Consider the following 18,603-nt stretch of genomic DNA (forward strand, 5'->3'; position numbering starts at 1 on the left):
AACCTATGATATGAAAATTGTTAAATTTAATCGGATCTTTTACGACGTGTATGTTTTTTCGGTTTCTTTTCATCAATCCGAACATACACTAATTTAAAGCGACCATTACCGCTTTCACGTTTATCAATTTCAAAATCATCAATAGAACTAATTAATGGTGTTAGTTTGGCGAAACCGTAATTACGCGAATCAAAGTTTGGTTGTTTTTTCTGCAATAAACTTCCAACATCACCTAAAAAAGCCCAACCATCATCATCAGCTAGATCTTCGATGGTTTGTGAGATTAACCGAATAACTTTTGGTGTAATTTTATCGTAGGAATCTTTGGTAGATTTCTTTTCATCTTCTGGATCGGTGTCAGAATCCGTATCACTAGAAGCTTGCTTTAAAATTTCAATATAAATAAATTTATCACAAGCAACAATAAAAGGTTTTGGTGTTTTCTTTTCTCCAATACCATATACTTTCATTCCAGCTTCACGCAGTCTGGTTGCTAATCGCGTAAAATCGCTATCACTAGAAACCAAACAGAAACCGTTTACTTTTTCACTGTATAAAATGTCCATAGCGTCAATAATCATGGCGCTATCGGTTGCATTTTTTCCAGTTGTATATCCGTATTGCTGAATAGGTGTAATGGCATTTTCAAGTAACATGTTTTTCCATTTTGCTAAATGAGGTTTGGTCCAATCGCCATAAATACGTTTAATCGTTGGATTGCCATATTTGGCAATTTCTTCCATCATTTCTTTTACGTAAGCGGATGGTATATTGTCACCATCAATTAACACTGCTAGTTTAATTTCCATTATATATTTTAGTTAGTCGGTATTTCGTAAAGTTAACAAACTGCCATTTAAAACCCAGTTTTTTGATTGCTTATTTCAGCAAGAACAATTAACAAGACCTATTACTCTATTTTATTTCCTGGTATATTTTGCCCGTTTTGATGAAGCGTTAAACTTTCCACAACACCTTCATTAGTTACATGAAAAGTAACTTGAGCATCTACTACTTTTAAATAAAATTTATGTTCTGCGGATGGAAACAATTGAAACTGCGGCTGTCCTGTGGCTTGTGCTAAAAGTTGTGTGCCATCACGTGTTACCGTTATAATAAAATCTGGCGCCAATTGATATGCGCCTAAATAGGTTTCTAAAACAGCTTCCGAAACCTCCATATCTGAAACAATGTCACTAACATCAACACCTATTGATTTTAAAACAACTTTCGCATTTTCGTTTGCGGGATTTAGCTTCAATGATTTTTTATAATTTGAACTTGCTAACGCAGAATCACCTTGTTTTAAATAAACTTCGGCTAAAGAGTCAAATACATTGGATGACTCTGGAAATGTGTTCGCATTTAATTGAAATAGTTTAAAAGCTATTGCGTTTTTATCAACATTTAAATACTCATACCCTAAACGATTCAATTCGGATTCATTAAAGACATAATCATTTGGTGTAGCCTTTTTAGTTTGATGATATAAGGCAATAGCCGAATCTACACCATTCTTTGAAATTTCTTTTTTCAGTAACATGACAATAGACGGTTTCGGGTTCACTAAAGGCGTCGGACTTCCCAATAAATGAAAGCCTAAAGCATTTATGTTTTCGGTAGCATTAGTCAACACAACAACCCCTTTCTTTGTCCCTTGAACAAACCCTGAAAATGATGTGTAACCACCTGTTCTTCCGTTATGCCACGTTACATTCCCTTTTTTTTCATGATGCCAGCCTAAACCAATATTAAATGTGCTATCAGCATTAGAAAAAGCTTCCTGATGTGCCAATTGCATAGCCGGGTTGATGGGTGTTTTAGAAATTTCTAAATTGGCTTTTAAAAACGAAATCATATCAATAGCCGTGGAACGAATGCCGCCTGCGGAAGCTATGACATCAAAATCCCAATTAGAAACTTGAACGCCTTCACTATGTCCATAAGCTAAATGGTTCCGCATATTATCAGATAGCTTTAATGCTGTGTTTGGCATACCACAAGATGTTGTAATACGCTCTTTGATTAAAGTTTCATAGGTTTTTCCTGTATGCAATTCTAAAATATGGCCTAACAATCCCATACCTAAATTAGAATACTCATATTTTACACCAATATCTCTGGTCAATTCCAGCTGGTTTAAAAACGCATACATCATTGTTGGTGTATAATCCACATACGGATTTAAAGGATCTTTCGGGTTGAAATTATCTGGCATTCTTGGCAAAGCTGATGTATGTGTTGCTAAATCATTTAACGTGATTTCTTTACCATTTCGGGTTGGTAATGTTACGGATTTAGGTAAATATTTAGAGGCTAGATCCGTTAAAGCCATATGGCCTTTTAAAACTTCATCTGCCAATAAAGTGGTTGTAAATACTTTGGAAATAGAACCAATTTCAAAAACGGAATGTTCATCAACTGGTTTGCCTGATTTTGCAGCTGTCGTACCAAAACTATAGTATTCAATGGTTTCACCATCAATCATACCGACGACTATGCCAACATTCACACCGCTTTCTACACGTGCTTGAATATGATTTTTAACCTCTTGCGAAATAAGTTGCGCTTGCGAAAAAGTGGTAAGACTCAAACAAACTGCAAAGAATAATATGATGTATTTTTTCATGATATGGATGGTTATATTTAATTATAGGACGATTATTTTTATGAAGTGTTACAAATTAAAGCGCCTCATCAATAATATCCTGCACACATTCTGGATTCAGTAACGTACTAATATCACCCAAATTAGAGGTGTCTTTTTCGGCTATTTTCCGAAGAATACGTCGCATAATTTTTCCAGATCGTGTTTTTGGCAAACCTTCAGTAAACTGAATTTTATCTAGTTTGGCAATGGGTCCAATATGTTCGGTTATAATTTGGTTGATTTCGTTTCGTAAATTAGTATGATCCCGACTTTCACCAGATTCCTTCAACGTCACATAGCCATACAACGCATTTCCTTTAATATCATGTGGGAAACCAACAATGGCGGATTCAGAAACTGCTGGATGTTCGTTAATAGCATCTTCAATGGGTGCTGTTCCTAAATTGTGTCCAGATACGATAATGACATCGTCCACACGACCAGTAATTCGGTAGTAACCAACTTCATCACGAAGTGCGCCATCTCCCGTAAAATACATGTTTTTATAGGTGGAAAAATACGTATCTTTATAACGCTGATGATCTCCCCAAATCGTTCGGGCAATACTTGGCCACGGAAATTTAATACACAATCTGCCATCCACTTGATTGCCTTTTAATTCGTCCCCGTTTTCATCCATAATACACGGTTGAACACCTATAAATGGTAAAGTTGCGTAGGTTGGTTTGGTTGGTGTTACATACGGAAGTGGTGTAATCATGATACCACCTGTTTCGGTTTGCCACCACGAATCGATAATTGGACTTTTTCGTTTTCCAACATTATCATTATACCAATGCCAAGCTTCTTCATTAATAGGTTCGCCAACGGAACCTAAAACTTTTAAAGACGATAAGTCATACGGCTCTATTAATTCTGTTCCTTGTTTTGCTAACGCGCGTATAGCTGTTGGCGCTGTATAAAACTGATTAATTTTATGCTTCTGAATAATATCCCAAAAGCGTCCAAAATCCGGATAACTCGGTACACCTTCAAACATAACAGTCGTTGCACCATTACAAAGCGGGCCGTAAACTATATAGCTATGGCCTGTAATCCAGCCAATATCAGCGGTACACCAATACACATCATCCTCCTTATATTGAAACACATTTTTAAACGTGTATGCCGTATAAACCATATATCCAGCTGTGGTATGTACCATGCCTTTGGGTTTTCCGGTGGAACCAGACGTATATAAAATAAACAAAGGGTCTTCAGCTTTCATAATTTCTGCTTGTCCGTCTTTAGATGCTTTATCAAGTAAAGGCTGCAACCAAAAATCCCGACCTGCCTTCATGGTAATTTCTGAATGTATGCGTTTTACCACTAAAACGGATTTTACACCATCGCAACTTTCCAAAGCTTCATCTACAATACCTTTTAAGTCGATGGTTTTGGCACCACGATAAGAGCCATCTGCTGTTATTACTAATTTACAATCCGAATCATTGATTCGTGTAGATACTGCTTTTGAAGAAAAACCTGCAAATACCACAGAATGAATGGCACCAATTCTAGCACAAGCTAAAATGGCAACCGCCAATTCTGGAATCATGGGTACATAAATACATACGCGATCGCCTTTTTTAATGCCTTGATCTTTAAGTACATTCGCCATTTGGTTTACGCGCTCATACAATTGTTGGTATGTAATATGTTCTGCTGGCTCATCTGGATTATTCGGTTCAAAAAGAATGGCCGTTTTATCGCCTCGAGTAGCTAAATGCCTATCTAAACAGTTTTCGGTAATATTTAATTCGGCACCTTCAAACCATTTTATTTCTGGTTTTGAAAAATCCCAACTTAAAACGTTGTCCCATTTTTTTCGCCATAAAAAATGCTCTTCAGCAATTTCCTCCCAGAAATTCTCGGGCTCACGAATGGATTTTCTATAAATTTGATAGTACTCTTCTAAATGTTTAATATGGTAGTTACTCATGTGAATTATAATTATGATGAAAAGATAGGACAAAGCCGAAAACAATCAAAAAAAAACGTTATTAAAAAAGTGTATAGATTTTTTACATTAATTTTTATATTAGCAATCTAAACTTCCTGAAATCTTGAAAAATCACCTCACGCTCCTACTCGTTTTTACGTTTACTATATTTTCATTTGCTCAAAAAAAGACAGAACCAACGCCTAAAGAAATACAACTTGCCGAAACGCTTAAAGAAACCTATCCGGATGATCACGTAGCTTCTGAAAGTGAGAATTATCACATTACATTTGAGTTCAACAAGAAAACAGAAAAGGTGGAGGTCCTGGAAACTATTACCAAAAAACTCATCAGTTTAGATTCTCGAGCAGACATTCAAGTGTATAGTTTTTATAATGGCGAGTCGGAAATTGAATCTTTTGAAATCAAATATAAAACGGATCGTGATGCTGATTTTTACATTAAAGATGAAGCTATGAAAAGTGACGATTTATTTCATAATGATGCACGCGTAAAATATACGAATTTAGATTTCCCACTTAAAGGCTATAAATATCAAATTGAGACTGTTAAGCGCTACAAAGACATTAAATATTTTACCAGTTTGTATTTTAATGATGATTATCCAGCTGTAAAAAAAACGTTTACTATTGCTATTCCAAATTGGTTAGATTTAGAATTAAAAGAAATGAATTTTGACGGCTTTCCAATTCAAAAATCAGTAAAAGCGAATGAGGATACTGATGGTAAAATCCATACGTTTATAATAGAAAACGTACCAGCTATGTTTGATGATAGCAGTGCGCCTGGACCATCCTACATTTATCCGCATATTTTAATTTTAGCAAAATCATTTACTATAGATGCTGTAAAAACAAACATCTTCGAATCTACTCAAGATTTATACAATTGGTATAAAACATTGGTAAATAGTTTAGAAAATGACAATACGGATTTACAGGAGAAAGTGGTTGAATTAACCCAAGATGCAGCAACGGACGAAGAAAAAATAAAAAACATCTACTATTGGGTCCAAGATAATATTCGCTACATCGCCTTTGTGGACGGAATTGCTGGTTTTAAACCTGATGAAGCTTCTAGTGTTTTCAAAAAACGTTATGGTGACTGTAAAGGGATGGCAAACCTGACCAAACAAATGCTAATTGAGGCTGGTTTTGACGCACGATTAACATGGATTGGTACTAACCGAATTGCTTATGATTATTCAACACCAAGCCTATCTGTAGACAACCACATGATTTGCACCATTTATAATGATGGGGAACCAACGTATTTAGATGGAACCGAAAAATTCAACGCTTACAAAGAATACGCAAACAGAATTCAGGGCAAACAAGTATTAATTGAAAATGGTGATGAATTCATTTTAAACATCGTACCGAAAGCGGCCGCCAATTTCAATAAAGAGACCGTTAATTATAATTTATCCCTTGAAAACGAACAATTAAGTGGAACCGTTTCCAAAACCTACAATGGCGAAAGTCGCTCGGGATTATTACAGTATTTAAGTCAACTGCAAACTGATAAAAAAGACACCTTTTTAATGTGGTATTTGGATGGAGGCGATTCAAATATTAAAGTAGAAGATATAACGACATCTAATTTAACAGACAGAGAGATTCCTGTAAATATTGATTACAACATTACTATTAATAATGCGGTTTCTTCCTTTGATGATACCATGTATATTGATTTGGATTTAGAGAAAGAATTATCAGGTTATAATTTTGAAAAGCGTAAAACCGATTATGTTTTCGATTATAAAAAGCATTTAGAATCTACAACCACCTTAAAAATTCCTGACGGTTATAAAATTGGAAGCCTTCCAAAGGATATTGCTATTTCCAATGATAATTACAATTTAAAAGTCTCCTTTACAAAAACGAATAATACCATTATATATAAAAAGGATTTTGAAATCACCGATAGCGTAATTAAAAAAACAAGTTTTAATGAATGGAATGATTTCATAAAAAATCTTAATTCAGTTTACAACGAACAAATCACCCTAACCAAACAATAAAAAGCGCATGAAAATAAAATTACTCCTACTATGCACATTTGCGTGCACTACCCTGTTTTTTGGGCAATCTAAACTAGAAAAGGAAGCCCAAAGATTTTTTTGGGGAGAAAATGACACCTTTAAAAACACGGTTGATATTCCTAAAAAATGGGAAAACGAATCGGCTGTAATTATCTATAAGAATGAAAATTATGATTTTCATAAGTTTGGTAAACGTGTGGAATATAAATCATCAATTCGCAAACGTATTAAGTTATTAGACCAAGCATCTGTTACCGAATTTTCAACCTTCACCTATCAAAAACGTTTCAACTCATCAAAAGGCGTTTATGTTTACAATCCATCCAATGTTATTGTAGGTATTAAAATTATTAAGCCCGATGCCACAGAAACCATTATTGATATTGAAAAAGAAGCGGTAGAAGTTGATGGTGAAACAAAAGTAGCGATGGCTAATTTGGAAATTGGTGATATAATTGACTATTTCTATTATAGTATTGAGCCGTTTAAATCTATTGAGGCGTTTGGTTTTAATCCTGTTGAACAGACATTAAGTGAAGAATATCCCATAATGGATTACAAGCTTTCTTTTGAAACTGAAAATGACTTTTTTATAAATTTCAACTCCTATAATGGCGCTCCAGAACTAAAAGAAATTCCCACCGAAAAGAATAATATGAGACGGTATGAATTGATTGAAAAAGACATTGATAAACATAAATATGAGCGTTGGTTTTATCCTTTAGTAGAATTACCATGTTATAAATTCCAAGTGTATTTTGCTAGATCCGGAAAGTTTGAAGATCGTGCATTAGCTTTTTTACCAGAGAAAGAGGAAATCATAAAAAAGACAGTTTCAAAGGAAGAAATTTTAGACTTTTATGAGAAATACACACCATATGGCGATTTAGGTTCTATAGAGCGTTTTGTAAAAGAAAACGACTTTACAAGCGAGCGCGAAAAGGTAATGGCTGTTTATTATTTTGCGCGCCATCATTTTCTAACGCAATATGTAGATGGTATTATTGTTGGTGAAGCGAACATTTTGGCCTCACCATTTATTACCACCAGAACGGTTCCGTATTTATTTTCAAATGAGAAATCGTTTATACGGCATTTTATGGCTTTTTTATATGAATCTGATTATGATTACGACGTTATAGTTGGTAAAAAACGCTATGATGGTCATTTAGACGATTTGCTACTAGAAAGAAACACGAACGTTATTATCAAAGTAAACACGGAAATACCTGTTTATTTAGAAGCTTTCAAGATTCATTCGGATGCCAATCAATTTCATCATTTATTAGAAGGTACTGATGTGTATAAATTATCGGCAAGCAAAAAACGATTGGATGAAATTTCAACCGGAAAATTACCGCAATCAACGTACAACGATAATGAATCCTTTAAAGACATTACAGTTACTTTAAACGATGATATTTCAGGATTTAAGTATCAAGGTGTTAATAAATATAAGGGTTACGAAAAAGAAGATCATCAATATGACAAGCTTATTTTTAAAGATTATGTAGATGAGGATTACCAGAAATATGGAACAGAACTTTTTATTGATAAAATAAGAAATAAAAAAACACGCGAAAAAACAAGTAAAGAACTTGCTGCATTAGTTGAAAAACTTCGTGAGAAACAATCTGAAAGTTTAAAGAAAAATATAGAAGCTGAATTGGATATTCCAGAGGTTTCAGACTATACTTATGCCATTAAAGAAACGGGGCGTTATGGATTTGACACGTACTTTATTTATGATGAAAGCTTCATTATTTCAGATGCACTCATTAAAAAAGCAGGGCCTAATTACATTTTGGAAGTTGGTAAATTAATTGGTGGTCAAGTGGATTTATCTGATGAAGAACGCAAGCGTACTGAAAATGTGCACATGAACTATCCACGAAGTTATAATTACAACATAACACTAAATATTCCTGAAGGGTATTCGGTTTCTGGTTTGGATAAATTAAACAAATCGGTTGATAACAAAACTGGCGCTTTTATCAGTACCGCATCAATGTCGGGTAATCAGTTAATTATCACCTCTACAAAACAATACAAAAACAATTATGAAGACCATGCCGATTGGCCATTAATGATGGCGTTTCTAGATGAAGCGTTTCAATTTACCAATGAAAAAATCTTATTGAAGAAAGATTAATAATTCTTAATCGTATAAATTTTAAAAGCTGTCTGAAAAAAGATACTATAAATCGTCAAACTGAATTGGTTTCAATTTGACGAGAATTATCTAAACGTTCAGACAGCTTTTTTATTTATTAAAAGTCCGTAATTTATAAGCTTTTATTTCTTTAACCACGCGTGGCGCTAGCATAAGCGTTGTAAACATGGTTGGGAAAGCCATGAGTGCAAAAAAGCCATCAATTAAGTTAATCATCATACTAAGTGACGTGGTTGCTCCTAAAAGAATACTCACGATATACATGTAATTATAGTAATGTTTTTTATCGGCTCCAATCAAAAATGACAAACATTTACTACCATAGTAGGAATATGAAAATAGCGATGAAATACTAAAAACGGCAATACAAATTAATAGCAAGTATTTACCAAATCCTGGCATGGCATTTCCAAAGGCAGACGCTGTTAAACTCACACCATTAGCATCGGTTGTTTGCCAAACACCTGTTACCAAAATGGCTAAAGCCGTTAACGTACAAACCACCAAGGTGTCAATAGCTGGTCCAAGCATGGCAACCAAACCTTCACGAACGGGTTCAGAAGTTTTTGCTGCTCCATGAGCCATTGGTGCAGTACCAATTCCCGCTTCATTAGAAAACGCACCACGACGAATACCGAGTAGCATTAAACCCCCAATAACACCACCTAAAAAGGTGTCGCCCTTATAAAAGCTGGCACTAAAAGCATCGGTGAATATGAGGCTAAAATATTTAGGTACTTCCTCAAAATTTACTATCAGAATAATAACAACCGAAACAAAATATAGTAATACCATAGCAGGCACGAGTTTGGAAGCCGTTTTACTAATCCTATTCAATCCACCTAAAATAACAATGGAAGTGATAATGACTAAAACAATACCAACTGCTAAATTAGAGGTAAAACCAACTTCCACACCATTAGGACGCAATAAAATATCATTAATGGCTTGGGTTAATTGATTCACATTAAAAACGGGTAACGCACCAACTAGACCACAAACACTAAAGAATACAGCTAATGGTTTCCATGATTTACCTAAACCTTCGGTAATAAAATACATGGGACCACCTTGCAAATCGCCAGCACTATCTCTGCCACGATACATAATGGCTAATGTGGATGTAAAGAATTTAGTAGACATCCCAATAACGGCACTCACCCACATCCAAAAAACAGCACCTGGACCACCAATGGAAATAGCAACGGCTACGCCTGCAATATTCCCCATACCTATAGTAGAAGATAAGGCTGTTGTTAAAGCTTGAAAATGCGTAATTTCACCGGGATCATCTGGATTATCATATTTTCCACGCAACACGTTAATGGCATGTCCAAAAAATCGAAACGGCAAGAATCTGGACAAAATTAGCAAGTAAAATCCACCACCAATAAGCAAAATAAGTAATGGCAAACCCCAAGCAAACGAGGCGAAATCAGAAATGTATTGATTGAGTTGTTCCATAAATTAATTTGTAGTCATAAAAGTAACAAAGTCATTACAATATTTAGGTATATTTAAAAGTTTAAACCATTCAAGCTGCTTGTTTCTTCGGATTCTATCTATTAAAAGTTAACTTTGGAGTTCAATAATTAGAATATTTTTACGCATTTTTTAAAGAAAACAAAAGCTTGCTTTTATTAACGACCCAGATTAAAAATTAATTAAAATGAAATTCGTCTTTTCACTATATATCATATGTTTTAACTCTTTTATCAGTTTGGCACAAACTGGATATCCAGAACCTGAAAAGACAGAAACACGTTTGTTCTATATACAACATAGCAACAACCATAATACTTATGTTTATGATGCAAATTTAAATGGGAGCGTAATTAATCAATTAGAACCTATTAAAGAGTACCGCATTATTTATACTGAAAATGGTATAAAAAGGCCACTGACTTATTTACAGAAAAGCAGAGCCTATGGATTAATACGTTTAGATGATCAAAACAATTTGTTTACGTTTCAATTGGCTGCATCAGATAAGCTAGACTTCCATCTTCAAGTTACCAAAAATGATGTCGCTAAAATGTTTGTTACCATTAACGAGCATAAAATATATTTAGAAAAGATGTTTATTCAACTTAAAGCTGGTTTGTTTTCTATCAATGCTAAAGCCGATTATGTTTTATTTTATGGCACAGATTTTTATTCTGGAAAACCTGCTATGGAAAAGGTTTTAATGGACTAATTTCACAAAATAAATTGTGAATATTCTAATAAGAACCCAATTACAATCAATTTTTATCTCAAATTCCATTAATGAAAACTCAATATTTTATAATCCTATTTTTAATTTTTAGCAGCTGCTCAAATTTGAAATATTTGACCCCTTTTGAAGGGTATGCTAATAAGCCTAAGGAGGTTGAATTACAATATTATATAGTAAGCACTGTGGACAGTATAAAAACTATCAGAGCATCTTCAAAAAGTATCTCTTATTATGACAGAAAAGGTAGATTACTAAAAACAACATCATTTAAAGCGGACGGACCAAGCACTAAATACCGCCTTTTTACCTATGATAAATTTGGAAACCTAACGGAAGTAGCATCATTCAACAACACCAATAAAAAATCATACCAATTAAATTATTATTATAATAAACAGGGGCAAATAATAAAAAAAGAGAATATCAGAGAAAATAGCAAGATGGTAACAAATACCGTTTATGACCAAAAAAAAAGAATGAGTAAATCAATCATGGTAAAAAATGATAGTATCTTCTTTGATAGTAGTATGTTTAAATATAATAAAGATTGGCAAGAAATAGAGCTAACATCCTATCTTGAGTCAGGTGAACAAAAATCAAGAATAGAATTCTTCTATGATAAAAAAAAGAATCAAATCTTAAGTAAATGGTATAGGAGTGATAATTCGCTTAAAAAATTTTACGAAACAACCTTCAACGATAAAGGTGATAAAATAGCGGTTAAAAGATATAATTTTTTGGATGGTAAAACGAAATTGATAAGTCATAACCAAACCGATTTTATATATGACAAATATGGAAATTGCATTGAAAAAAGATACTTTGAGAATGGTGTTTTGAAAATGATTTTAAAATATAAATTCAGATATAAAAAATAAAATTCTAGTAGCATTCAGATACAGAGATATAAATATGATATTAAAAAAAAATCAAATGCATAAATTATCTATTCAAATAATCTTCCACATGCGTTTTAATACGATTTTGAATATCCGTTAAATCACCTTTTACAAAGGCTTCTCCTGTAATATTCTCATATAACTCAATATAGCGTTCGCTAACAGATTGGATGTATGCATCACTCATGTCCGGAACAGTTTGTCCTTCTAATCCTTGAAAATTATTGGCAATAAGCCACTGACGTACAAATTCTTTGGAAAGTTGTTTTTGAGCTTCACCTCTATCTTGACGTTCTTGATAGCCATCCGCATAAAAATAACGTGAGGAATCCGGCGTGTGAATTTCATCAATCAATACAATTTTTCCATCTTGTGTTTTTCCAAATTCATATTTCGTATCAACCAAAATAAGTCCTCTGGAAGTTGCTATTTCTGAACCACGCTGAAATAATTTGCGGGTGTAATCTTCTAAAACAATATAATCCGCTTCTGAAACAATACCTTTTTTCAGAATGTCTTCGCGTGAAATATCTTCATCATGATCTCCCATCTCTGCTTTGGTTGCAGGTGTAATAATTGGGTTTGGAAATTTGTCGTTTTCTTTCATGCCTTCTGGCAAAGTAACACCACACAGCATACGTTTTCCAGCTTTATATTCACGAGCTGCATGACCGGACATATAACCACGAATAACCATTTCTACTTTAAAAGGCGTACATAAATGTCCAACAGCTACGTTTGGATCTGGTGTGGCAATAAGCCAGTTTGGAACAACATCTTCGGTGGCTTTCATCATTTTGGTCGCAATCTGATTCAGAATTTGTCCTTTGTACGGAATCCCTTTCGGCATCACCACATCAAAAGCGCTTAATCTGTCGGTAGCAACCATAACCAACTGCTCGTTGTTAATATTATAAACCTCCCGAACTTTACCTTTATAAAGGTTTTTTTGTCCTGGAAAATTAAAATTGGTATCTATTATGGTATTCATGGGAAGTAGCCTGTTGTTTGTGACACAAAAGTAATTTGTTTACAATCGCGAAACAAATCTAAATAAAAAAAGGAGAAAAATTAATTTCTCCTTTTAAGTATATCTAAAATATGCGTGATTTAGTTGAATCTAATATTATACGTTACGCCAACACCGACGTTCTGCAAATCTAAATCGTTTTCTGCAAAAGTGTTTTGGTAATACGCATAAAAATTCCAATCTCGGTTATGGTAACCAATTTGTGGGTTTACATACAGCCCACCATCATTATTATCAATATTGGCTAAAAAACCGTAACCAACATCAGCACCTAAAAATAGGCCACTTGGCGTAAAGTAATAGCGAAAGAAACCAGCTACTGGAATAACGCCAAAATCTTCAACATTGTCTTTACCAAAATAATGGGTATAACCTGATGCTAAACCAATAGCTACATTTGGATTGAACAAATATTGTCCTCTAATGTCTGCGCCTAAAGTAAAAGACGATGCATCACTAGCATCACCAACAGGAATTCCACCTGTTAAACCTACTTTTAACCAGGAATTATCTGGTGTTAGTTCTACATTGTCATCTTGTGCGAAAATTGGACTAAATCCAAATAATAATGCTACTAAAAATAATTTTTTCATTTTGTCTCTTTTTTGATTAGAGTACAAAGTTCAACAATACACAGAGAAATATCTTACAGCATTTAAGGCAATGTTTATAGAATTATAAGAAACCACCACAAACAAACACCACAACAAACTGATTATCAATACAAAACAGGGCAATAAAAAAAGCCAGTTAAAAAACTGGCTTTCATATCAATGAAATAATAAACTAATCTACGTTCTCAATACTTTTATAAGCTTCAATAACTTTCTTAACCAATTTATGGCGAATCACATCCTTATCATCTAAAAATATCATGCCCACACCTTCTACGTTCTTCAAAATGAGCAAGGCTTCTTTTAATCCGGAAATGGTGCGTCTTGGTAAATCTATTTGACCAGGATCTCCTGTTAGTAAGAATTTGGCATCTTTACCCATACGTGTTAAAAACATTTTCATTTGGGCATGTGTGGTGTTCTGACCTTCATCTAAAATTACAAATGCATGATCTAAGGTCCGACCGCGCATAAAAGCTAAAGGTGCAATCTGAATCGTTCCGTTTTCAATATAATGCGCTAATTTTTCAGGTGCAATCATATCGCGTAAAGCATCATATAAAGGTTGCATGTATGGATCTAATTTTTCCTTTAAATCGCCTGGAAGAAACCCTAAATTTTCACCAGCCTCAACCGCAGGACGCGTTAAGATAATCCGTTTAACTTCTTTATTTTTCAAAGCGCGAACCGCTAAAGCCACACCCGTGTATGTTTTCCCTGTTCCAGCTGGACCAATAGCAAAAACCATATCGTTTTTACGCATGCTTTCTACCAATTTACGCTGATTGGCTGTTTGGGCTTTAATTAATCGGCCGTTGACACCATGGACAATTACCTCGCCACTTCTTGCACTGGTTTCATAATCCGCTTTGCTCTCACTGGTTAAAACGCGTTCAATAACATTTTCATCTATCTTATTGTATTTCATGTAATGCTCCATGAGCATATTGAAACGCTTATCAAATTCTTCCAGTAAATCTTCATCGCCATAGGCTTTAATTTTATTTCCTCTGGCAACAATTTTAAGTTTAGGATAATACTTTTTAAGGAGTTCTATATTAACGTTTTGTGCACCAAAAAAATCCTTTGGTGATACGTCTTCAAGTTCTATTATGATTTCGTTCAAAAGCTAGGCGATTTAATTAAATTAATCTATTTAGTTTTATTAGTTTTGTGTTTAAACAAAAATACACATTTTAATTTCGTATTAGGTTAAAAAAATATCAACAATTCTAAATGGCAATCATTACATTAACAACTGACTTTGGGGAGAGAGATCACTTTGCAGGCGCAACCAAAGGTGCTATTTATAGCGAATTACCGGATGTAAAAATTGTTGATATCTCGCATTCCATTTCACCATTTAGTATTCCTGAAGCGGCTTATATTATTTTAAACGCTTTTAGTAGTTTCCCGAAAGGAACGATCCATATCATTGGTGTGGATTCAGAATTAAACGAAGAGAATAAACATATAGCCGTAAAACTAGATGGTCATTATTTTATTTGTGCCAACAATGGGATTATGAGTATGATTTGTGCCGAAATAGCACCCGAGAAAATTGTAGAAATTAATATTCACGATGCTATTATAACCAGTTTTCCGGTTTTAGATGTGTTTGTAAAAGTAGCCTGCCATATTGCTCGTGGCGGAACTTTAGAAGTGATTGGAAAAGTAATAGACACCATAAAACCCATAAAAAATATCATTCCGTTTGTTAATGATGAACGCACACAAATAATTGGTCATATTATTTATATTGACAATTACGGGAATGTTATAACAAATATTAAACGGGCCTTTTTTGAAAAAGTGCAACTAGGTCGTACGTTTGAAATTTCCGCCAGAAACAAAACCTTCAATAAAATTTACAACAAATATAGTGATGTGGTAGATTTTAGTAAAGCGCCGGAAATACGGAATATTGAAGGCCATAGAATGGTTGTTTTTAATTCCTCAAGTTATCTGGAAATTGCCGTTTATAAGAGCAATCCGAACACCACAGGTAGTGCCTCATCATTATTAGGCTTGGAACTTATGGATACTGTTACAGTTAATTTTTTAAAAGAATAATATATGTTTGTACGTATTGTAAAATTGGGCTTTGAACCGAAACATATTGATACGTTTCTAGAAAATTTCCATAAAAATAAACAAGCTATTCGTGATTTTGAAGGTTGCCAATTTTTAGAATTATACCGCGATAAAAACAATACAAATGTGTTTTTTACGTATAGTTATTGGCAAAGTGAAAACGATTTAGAAAATTACAGGCATTCCGATTTATTTAAAAGCATATGGTCTGTAACGAAACCCATGTTTAATATGAAACCCGAAGCTTGGAGTGTTGACAAGTTGGAAACGCTTGAATAGTGAATAGTGAATAGTGAATAGTGAATAGTGAATAGTGAATAGTGAATAGTGAATAGTGAATAGTGAATAGTGAATAGTGAATAGTGAATAGTGAATTTGGTTTTTGAAAAGGACAATACAAAAGAAATTTTATTTTTATTTTACTCACCGCTAACACCTAATACCTAATACCTAATACCTAATACCTAATACCTAAAATAGCATGTTTGCAATCCTCAAAAAAGAAATAAATGCCTTCTTCGCCTCCTCGATTGGCTATTTAGTGATTGCCATTTTTCTTATTTTAAACGGCTTATTTTTGTGGCTATTTATAGGCGAATTTAATATTCTAGATAACGGCTTTGCTGATTTGTCTAGCTTCTTTTTATTAGCACCTTGGATTCTATTGTTTCTAATTCCGGCTGTTACTATGCGGAGTTTTTCAGACGAAAAAAAACAAGGAACATTAGAACTATTAGTCACCAAACCCATCAGTTTATTTAAAATTGTTTTAGGAAAATATTTAGGCGCTTTTATACTAATTGTCCTAGCGTTACTTCCTACATTACTCTATGTTTACACGGTTTATCAATTAGGAAATCCAGTAGGAAATATTGATTTTGGGAGTACGTTTGGCTCCTATTTAGGCTTATTATTTTTGGCAGCAGCATATACGGCAATTGGTGTATTTGCATCTAGTTTAACAGACAATCAAATAGTGGCATTTATTTCTGCTGTATTTCTGTGTTTCTTCTTTTATATAGGTTTAGAAGGTATTGCCGATTTTATGTCTAGTAGTTTTATAGACCAACTCGGTATGAGTGCACATTATAAAAGCATTAGTCGTGGTGTTATTGATACGCGCGATTTAATTTACTTTATCAGTATTATTTTAGTGTTTTTGGTGTTTACAGTTCGGTTTATAACCACCAAACCATTTCACAAAAAAGAATTGACAACGCTAGTAGTACTTCCTTTAGGCTTACTCGTGTTGAATATTTTTACCTATAATTTTTATGAGCGTTTTGATTTAACAAAAGACCAACGCTATACCTTAAGTCAAGCATCTCGCGGCATTATAGAATCGGTGGAATCGCCTATTATTATTGATGTGTTTTTAGATGGAACGAATCTCCCTTCAGAATTCAGACGCTTACAAACGGAAACACGTCAACTTTTAGAAGAGTTTAAATCGGAAAACAGTCAAATTTATTTCAATTTTATCAACCCGTTAGAAGATGATAAAACACGTGAACAAAGTATTCAGAAACTAAATGAACGTGGTTTAAAACCCATGCAAGTTACCGTTCAAGATGCAGGGAAATCTAGTCAAGAAGTTATTTTTCCTTGGGCTTTGGCAAGTTATAATGATGTAACCATTAAAATTCCTTTAATTAAAAATAAAATCGGCGCTGATGTTCAAGAATTGGCTAGCAATTCCATTCAGCATTTAGAATATGCGTTTGCAGATGGTTTAAGCAAGCTGGTGAATCCAAAACGTCGTAAAATTGCTATTCTTAAAGGAAATAATCAGTTGAAGGATGCGCAAATTTTCGACTTTGCAAAAACAATAAAAGACTATTATTACATAGCTGCCTTTACCTTGGATAGCGTTCAAAGCACACCACAAAAAACGTTGGACGATTTAAAATCTTACGATTTAATTATTTCAGCCAAACCAACCGAGGCGTTTACAGAAGCTGAAAAATTGGTGTTGGATCAATTTACCATGTCGGGTGGAAAAAGCCTGTGGTTGTTAGATAGAGTGGTTATTGAGCAGGATAGTTTATTTAATGCCGAAGGAAAAAACATTGCGGTTGCTCGCGATTTGAATTTAACCGATTTCTTTTTCAAATACGGTGTGCGAATCAATCCTGTTTTAATAAACGATCTCTACTCCGCGCCTATTACATTGGCAACTGGAGATGGCAGCCAGTCGCAATTTCAACAATTACCATGGTATTATTCACCTTTGGTAACTGCCACATCCAAGCATCCGATTGTTAATAATTTGAACTTAATAAAATTCGATTTTGCCAATCAAATTGACACGTTGAAAAACGATGTTCAAAAAACGATATTGTTACAAAGTTCCATACTTACCAAAATTGATGGCACACCTCGTGAAGTGAGTCTAGACATGACAAACGAAGAGCCAGACCCAAATAGTTATATAAATGGGCCTCAAAATTTGGCCGTTTTATTAGAGGGGAATTTTACATCTGTTTACAATAATCGTGTGAAACCTTTTAACGTTTCTGATGTTAAAAACACCAGTGTTCCAACCAAAATGATTGTGATTGCCGATGGTGATGTGATTAAAAACGATGTTGGCAGAAATGGGCCTTTGGAATTAGGTTTTGATCGTTGGACCGGACAAAATTATGGCAACAAGGATTTTTTACTGAATGCCGTTAATTACCTTTTAGATGATAGTGGACTTATAAACATTCGATCAAAAGATATTTCTATTGCCTTTTTAGACTATCAAAAAGTATCGGACGAAAAAACAAAATGGCAAATTATAAATATCGTCTTACCTCTAGTGTTTCTAGCTGTTTTCGGATTTTTATTCAACTTTTTTAGGAGGCGAAAATACGCCAGATAAGCTAATAATTTCAGGATGAAATTCCCTTTTTCGAGGGAATGATTTGTTAATA

The 18,603-nt window shown here is 34.0% G+C and carries 14 protein-coding genes; 7 read left to right on the forward strand and 7 right to left on the reverse strand.

What is annotated here, in order from left to right:
- Nucleotides 1–26: 26 nt before the first annotated feature.
- The 3 genes from ES675_RS11055 to acs all read right to left on the reverse strand — a co-directional run bounded on the left by ES675_RS11055 (nucleotide 27) and on the right by acs (nucleotide 4,592).
- A complete protein-coding gene (locus tag ES675_RS11055; protein ID WP_066253296.1) occupies nucleotides 27–809 on the reverse strand; it encodes an NYN domain-containing protein in 783 nt (260 codons plus the stop codon).
- Between the two features lie 101 nt (nucleotides 810–910).
- Nucleotides 911–2,629: a serine hydrolase gene (locus tag ES675_RS11060; RefSeq protein WP_082985948.1), complete on the reverse strand. Its 1,719-nt coding sequence runs from the start codon at nucleotides 2,627–2,629 to the stop codon at nucleotides 911–913.
- 55 nt (nucleotides 2,630–2,684) lie between these two features.
- Complete coding sequence (acs, locus tag ES675_RS11065) at nucleotides 2,685–4,592, reverse strand: acetate--CoA ligase (RefSeq protein WP_066253291.1); 1,908 nt, start codon at nucleotides 4,590–4,592, stop codon at nucleotides 2,685–2,687.
- A 124-nt stretch (nucleotides 4,593–4,716) separates the two neighbouring features.
- Here acs and ES675_RS11070 point away from each other — a divergent pair, with 124 nt between their 5' ends.
- Entirely contained in the window at nucleotides 4,717–6,636 is a 1,920-nt protein-coding gene (locus ES675_RS11070; protein WP_066253288.1) for a transglutaminase-like domain-containing protein, read from the forward strand.
- 7 nt (nucleotides 6,637–6,643) lie between these two features.
- Nucleotides 6,644–8,809: a DUF3857 domain-containing protein gene (locus tag ES675_RS11075; RefSeq protein ID WP_066253284.1), complete on the forward strand. Its 2,166-nt coding sequence runs from the start codon at nucleotides 6,644–6,646 to the stop codon at nucleotides 8,807–8,809.
- Nucleotides 8,810–8,920: 111 nt separating this feature from the next.
- On the opposite strand, the gene ES675_RS11080 is transcribed toward ES675_RS11075, so the two are convergent.
- Complete coding sequence (locus tag ES675_RS11080) at nucleotides 8,921–10,294, reverse strand: alanine/glycine:cation symporter family protein (RefSeq protein ID WP_066253281.1); 1,374 nt, start codon at nucleotides 10,292–10,294, stop codon at nucleotides 8,921–8,923.
- A 205-nt stretch (nucleotides 10,295–10,499) separates the two neighbouring features.
- Between ES675_RS11080 and ES675_RS11085 the strand changes: the two genes are divergently transcribed.
- Together ES675_RS11085 and ES675_RS11090 are read left to right on the forward strand one after the other, a co-directional pair.
- Nucleotides 10,500–11,027: a DUF4833 domain-containing protein gene (locus ES675_RS11085; RefSeq protein WP_066253278.1), complete on the forward strand. Its 528-nt coding sequence runs from the start codon at nucleotides 10,500–10,502 to the stop codon at nucleotides 11,025–11,027.
- A gap of 71 nt (nucleotides 11,028–11,098) precedes the next feature.
- Nucleotides 11,099–11,926, forward strand: coding sequence for an RHS repeat domain-containing protein (locus tag ES675_RS11090; protein WP_148367449.1), 828 nt, complete (start codon nucleotides 11,099–11,101; stop codon nucleotides 11,924–11,926).
- 64 nt (nucleotides 11,927–11,990) lie between these two features.
- On the opposite strand, the gene ES675_RS11095 is transcribed toward ES675_RS11090, so the two are convergent.
- The 3 genes from ES675_RS11095 to ES675_RS11105 all read right to left on the reverse strand — a co-directional run bounded on the left by ES675_RS11095 (nucleotide 11,991) and on the right by ES675_RS11105 (nucleotide 14,717).
- A complete protein-coding gene (locus ES675_RS11095; RefSeq protein WP_066253271.1) occupies nucleotides 11,991–12,938 on the reverse strand; it encodes a phosphoribosylaminoimidazolesuccinocarboxamide synthase in 948 nt (315 codons plus the stop codon).
- 119 nt (nucleotides 12,939–13,057) lie between these two features.
- Nucleotides 13,058–13,570, reverse strand: coding sequence for a hypothetical protein (locus tag ES675_RS11100; protein ID WP_148367451.1), 513 nt, complete (start codon nucleotides 13,568–13,570; stop codon nucleotides 13,058–13,060).
- Nucleotides 13,571–13,763: 193 nt separating this feature from the next.
- On the reverse strand, nucleotides 13,764–14,717 hold the full coding sequence (locus tag ES675_RS11105) for a PhoH family protein (protein ID WP_066253264.1): 954 nt from the start codon (nucleotides 14,715–14,717) through the stop codon (nucleotides 13,764–13,766).
- 110 nt (nucleotides 14,718–14,827) lie between these two features.
- On the opposite strand from ES675_RS11105, the gene ES675_RS11110 reads away from it, so the two are divergent.
- The 3 genes from ES675_RS11110 to gldG all read left to right on the forward strand — a co-directional run bounded on the left by ES675_RS11110 (nucleotide 14,828) and on the right by gldG (nucleotide 18,551).
- Nucleotides 14,828–15,664 (forward strand): SAM hydrolase/SAM-dependent halogenase family protein, encoded by an 837-nt coding sequence (locus ES675_RS11110; RefSeq protein WP_066253260.1) that lies wholly within the window; start codon nucleotides 14,828–14,830, stop codon nucleotides 15,662–15,664.
- A 3-nt stretch (nucleotides 15,665–15,667) separates the two neighbouring features.
- On the forward strand, nucleotides 15,668–15,964 hold the full coding sequence (locus tag ES675_RS11115) for a putative quinol monooxygenase (protein ID WP_066253257.1): 297 nt from the start codon (nucleotides 15,668–15,670) through the stop codon (nucleotides 15,962–15,964).
- Nucleotides 15,965–16,166: 202 nt separating this feature from the next.
- Nucleotides 16,167–18,551 (forward strand): gliding motility-associated ABC transporter substrate-binding protein GldG, encoded by a 2,385-nt coding sequence (gldG, locus tag ES675_RS11125; RefSeq protein ID WP_066253255.1) that lies wholly within the window; start codon nucleotides 16,167–16,169, stop codon nucleotides 18,549–18,551.
- The last annotated feature ends 52 nt before the right edge of the window (nucleotides 18,552–18,603 follow it).

The sequence above is a fragment of the Algorimicrobium algoritergicola genome (genome assembly GCF_008086165.1).
In the GTDB taxonomy this organism is placed as follows: domain Bacteria; phylum Bacteroidota; class Bacteroidia; order Flavobacteriales; family Flavobacteriaceae; genus Algorimicrobium; species Algorimicrobium algoritergicola.

Excerpts from the sequence above, each read along its gene's own strand:
- ES675_RS11075 (WP_066253284.1), top strand. The coding sequence starts at position 6,644 with ATGAAAATAAAATTACTCCTACTATGCACATTTGCGTGCACTACCCTG.
- ES675_RS11095 (WP_066253271.1), bottom strand. The coding sequence starts at position 12,938 with ATGAATACCATAATAGATACCAATTTTAATTTTCCAGGACAAAAAAAC.
- ES675_RS11060 (WP_082985948.1), bottom strand. The coding sequence starts at position 2,629 with ATGAAAAAATACATCATATTATTCTTTGCAGTTTGTTTGAGTCTTACC.
- ES675_RS11085 (WP_066253278.1), top strand. The coding sequence starts at position 10,500 with ATGAAATTCGTCTTTTCACTATATATCATATGTTTTAACTCTTTTATC.
- ES675_RS11055 (WP_066253296.1), bottom strand. The coding sequence starts at position 809 with ATGGAAATTAAACTAGCAGTGTTAATTGATGGTGACAATATACCATCC.
- ES675_RS11115 (WP_066253257.1), top strand. The coding sequence starts at position 15,668 with ATGTTTGTACGTATTGTAAAATTGGGCTTTGAACCGAAACATATTGAT.
- acs (WP_066253291.1), bottom strand. The coding sequence starts at position 4,592 with ATGAGTAACTACCATATTAAACATTTAGAAGAGTACTATCAAATTTAT.
- ES675_RS11110 (WP_066253260.1), top strand. The coding sequence starts at position 14,828 with ATGGCAATCATTACATTAACAACTGACTTTGGGGAGAGAGATCACTTT.
- ES675_RS11090 (WP_148367449.1), top strand. The coding sequence starts at position 11,099 with ATGAAAACTCAATATTTTATAATCCTATTTTTAATTTTTAGCAGCTGC.
- ES675_RS11080 (WP_066253281.1), bottom strand. The coding sequence starts at position 10,294 with ATGGAACAACTCAATCAATACATTTCTGATTTCGCCTCGTTTGCTTGG.
- gldG (WP_066253255.1), top strand. The coding sequence starts at position 16,167 with ATGTTTGCAATCCTCAAAAAAGAAATAAATGCCTTCTTCGCCTCCTCG.
- ES675_RS11100 (WP_148367451.1), bottom strand. The coding sequence starts at position 13,570 with ATGAAAAAATTATTTTTAGTAGCATTATTATTTGGATTTAGTCCAATT.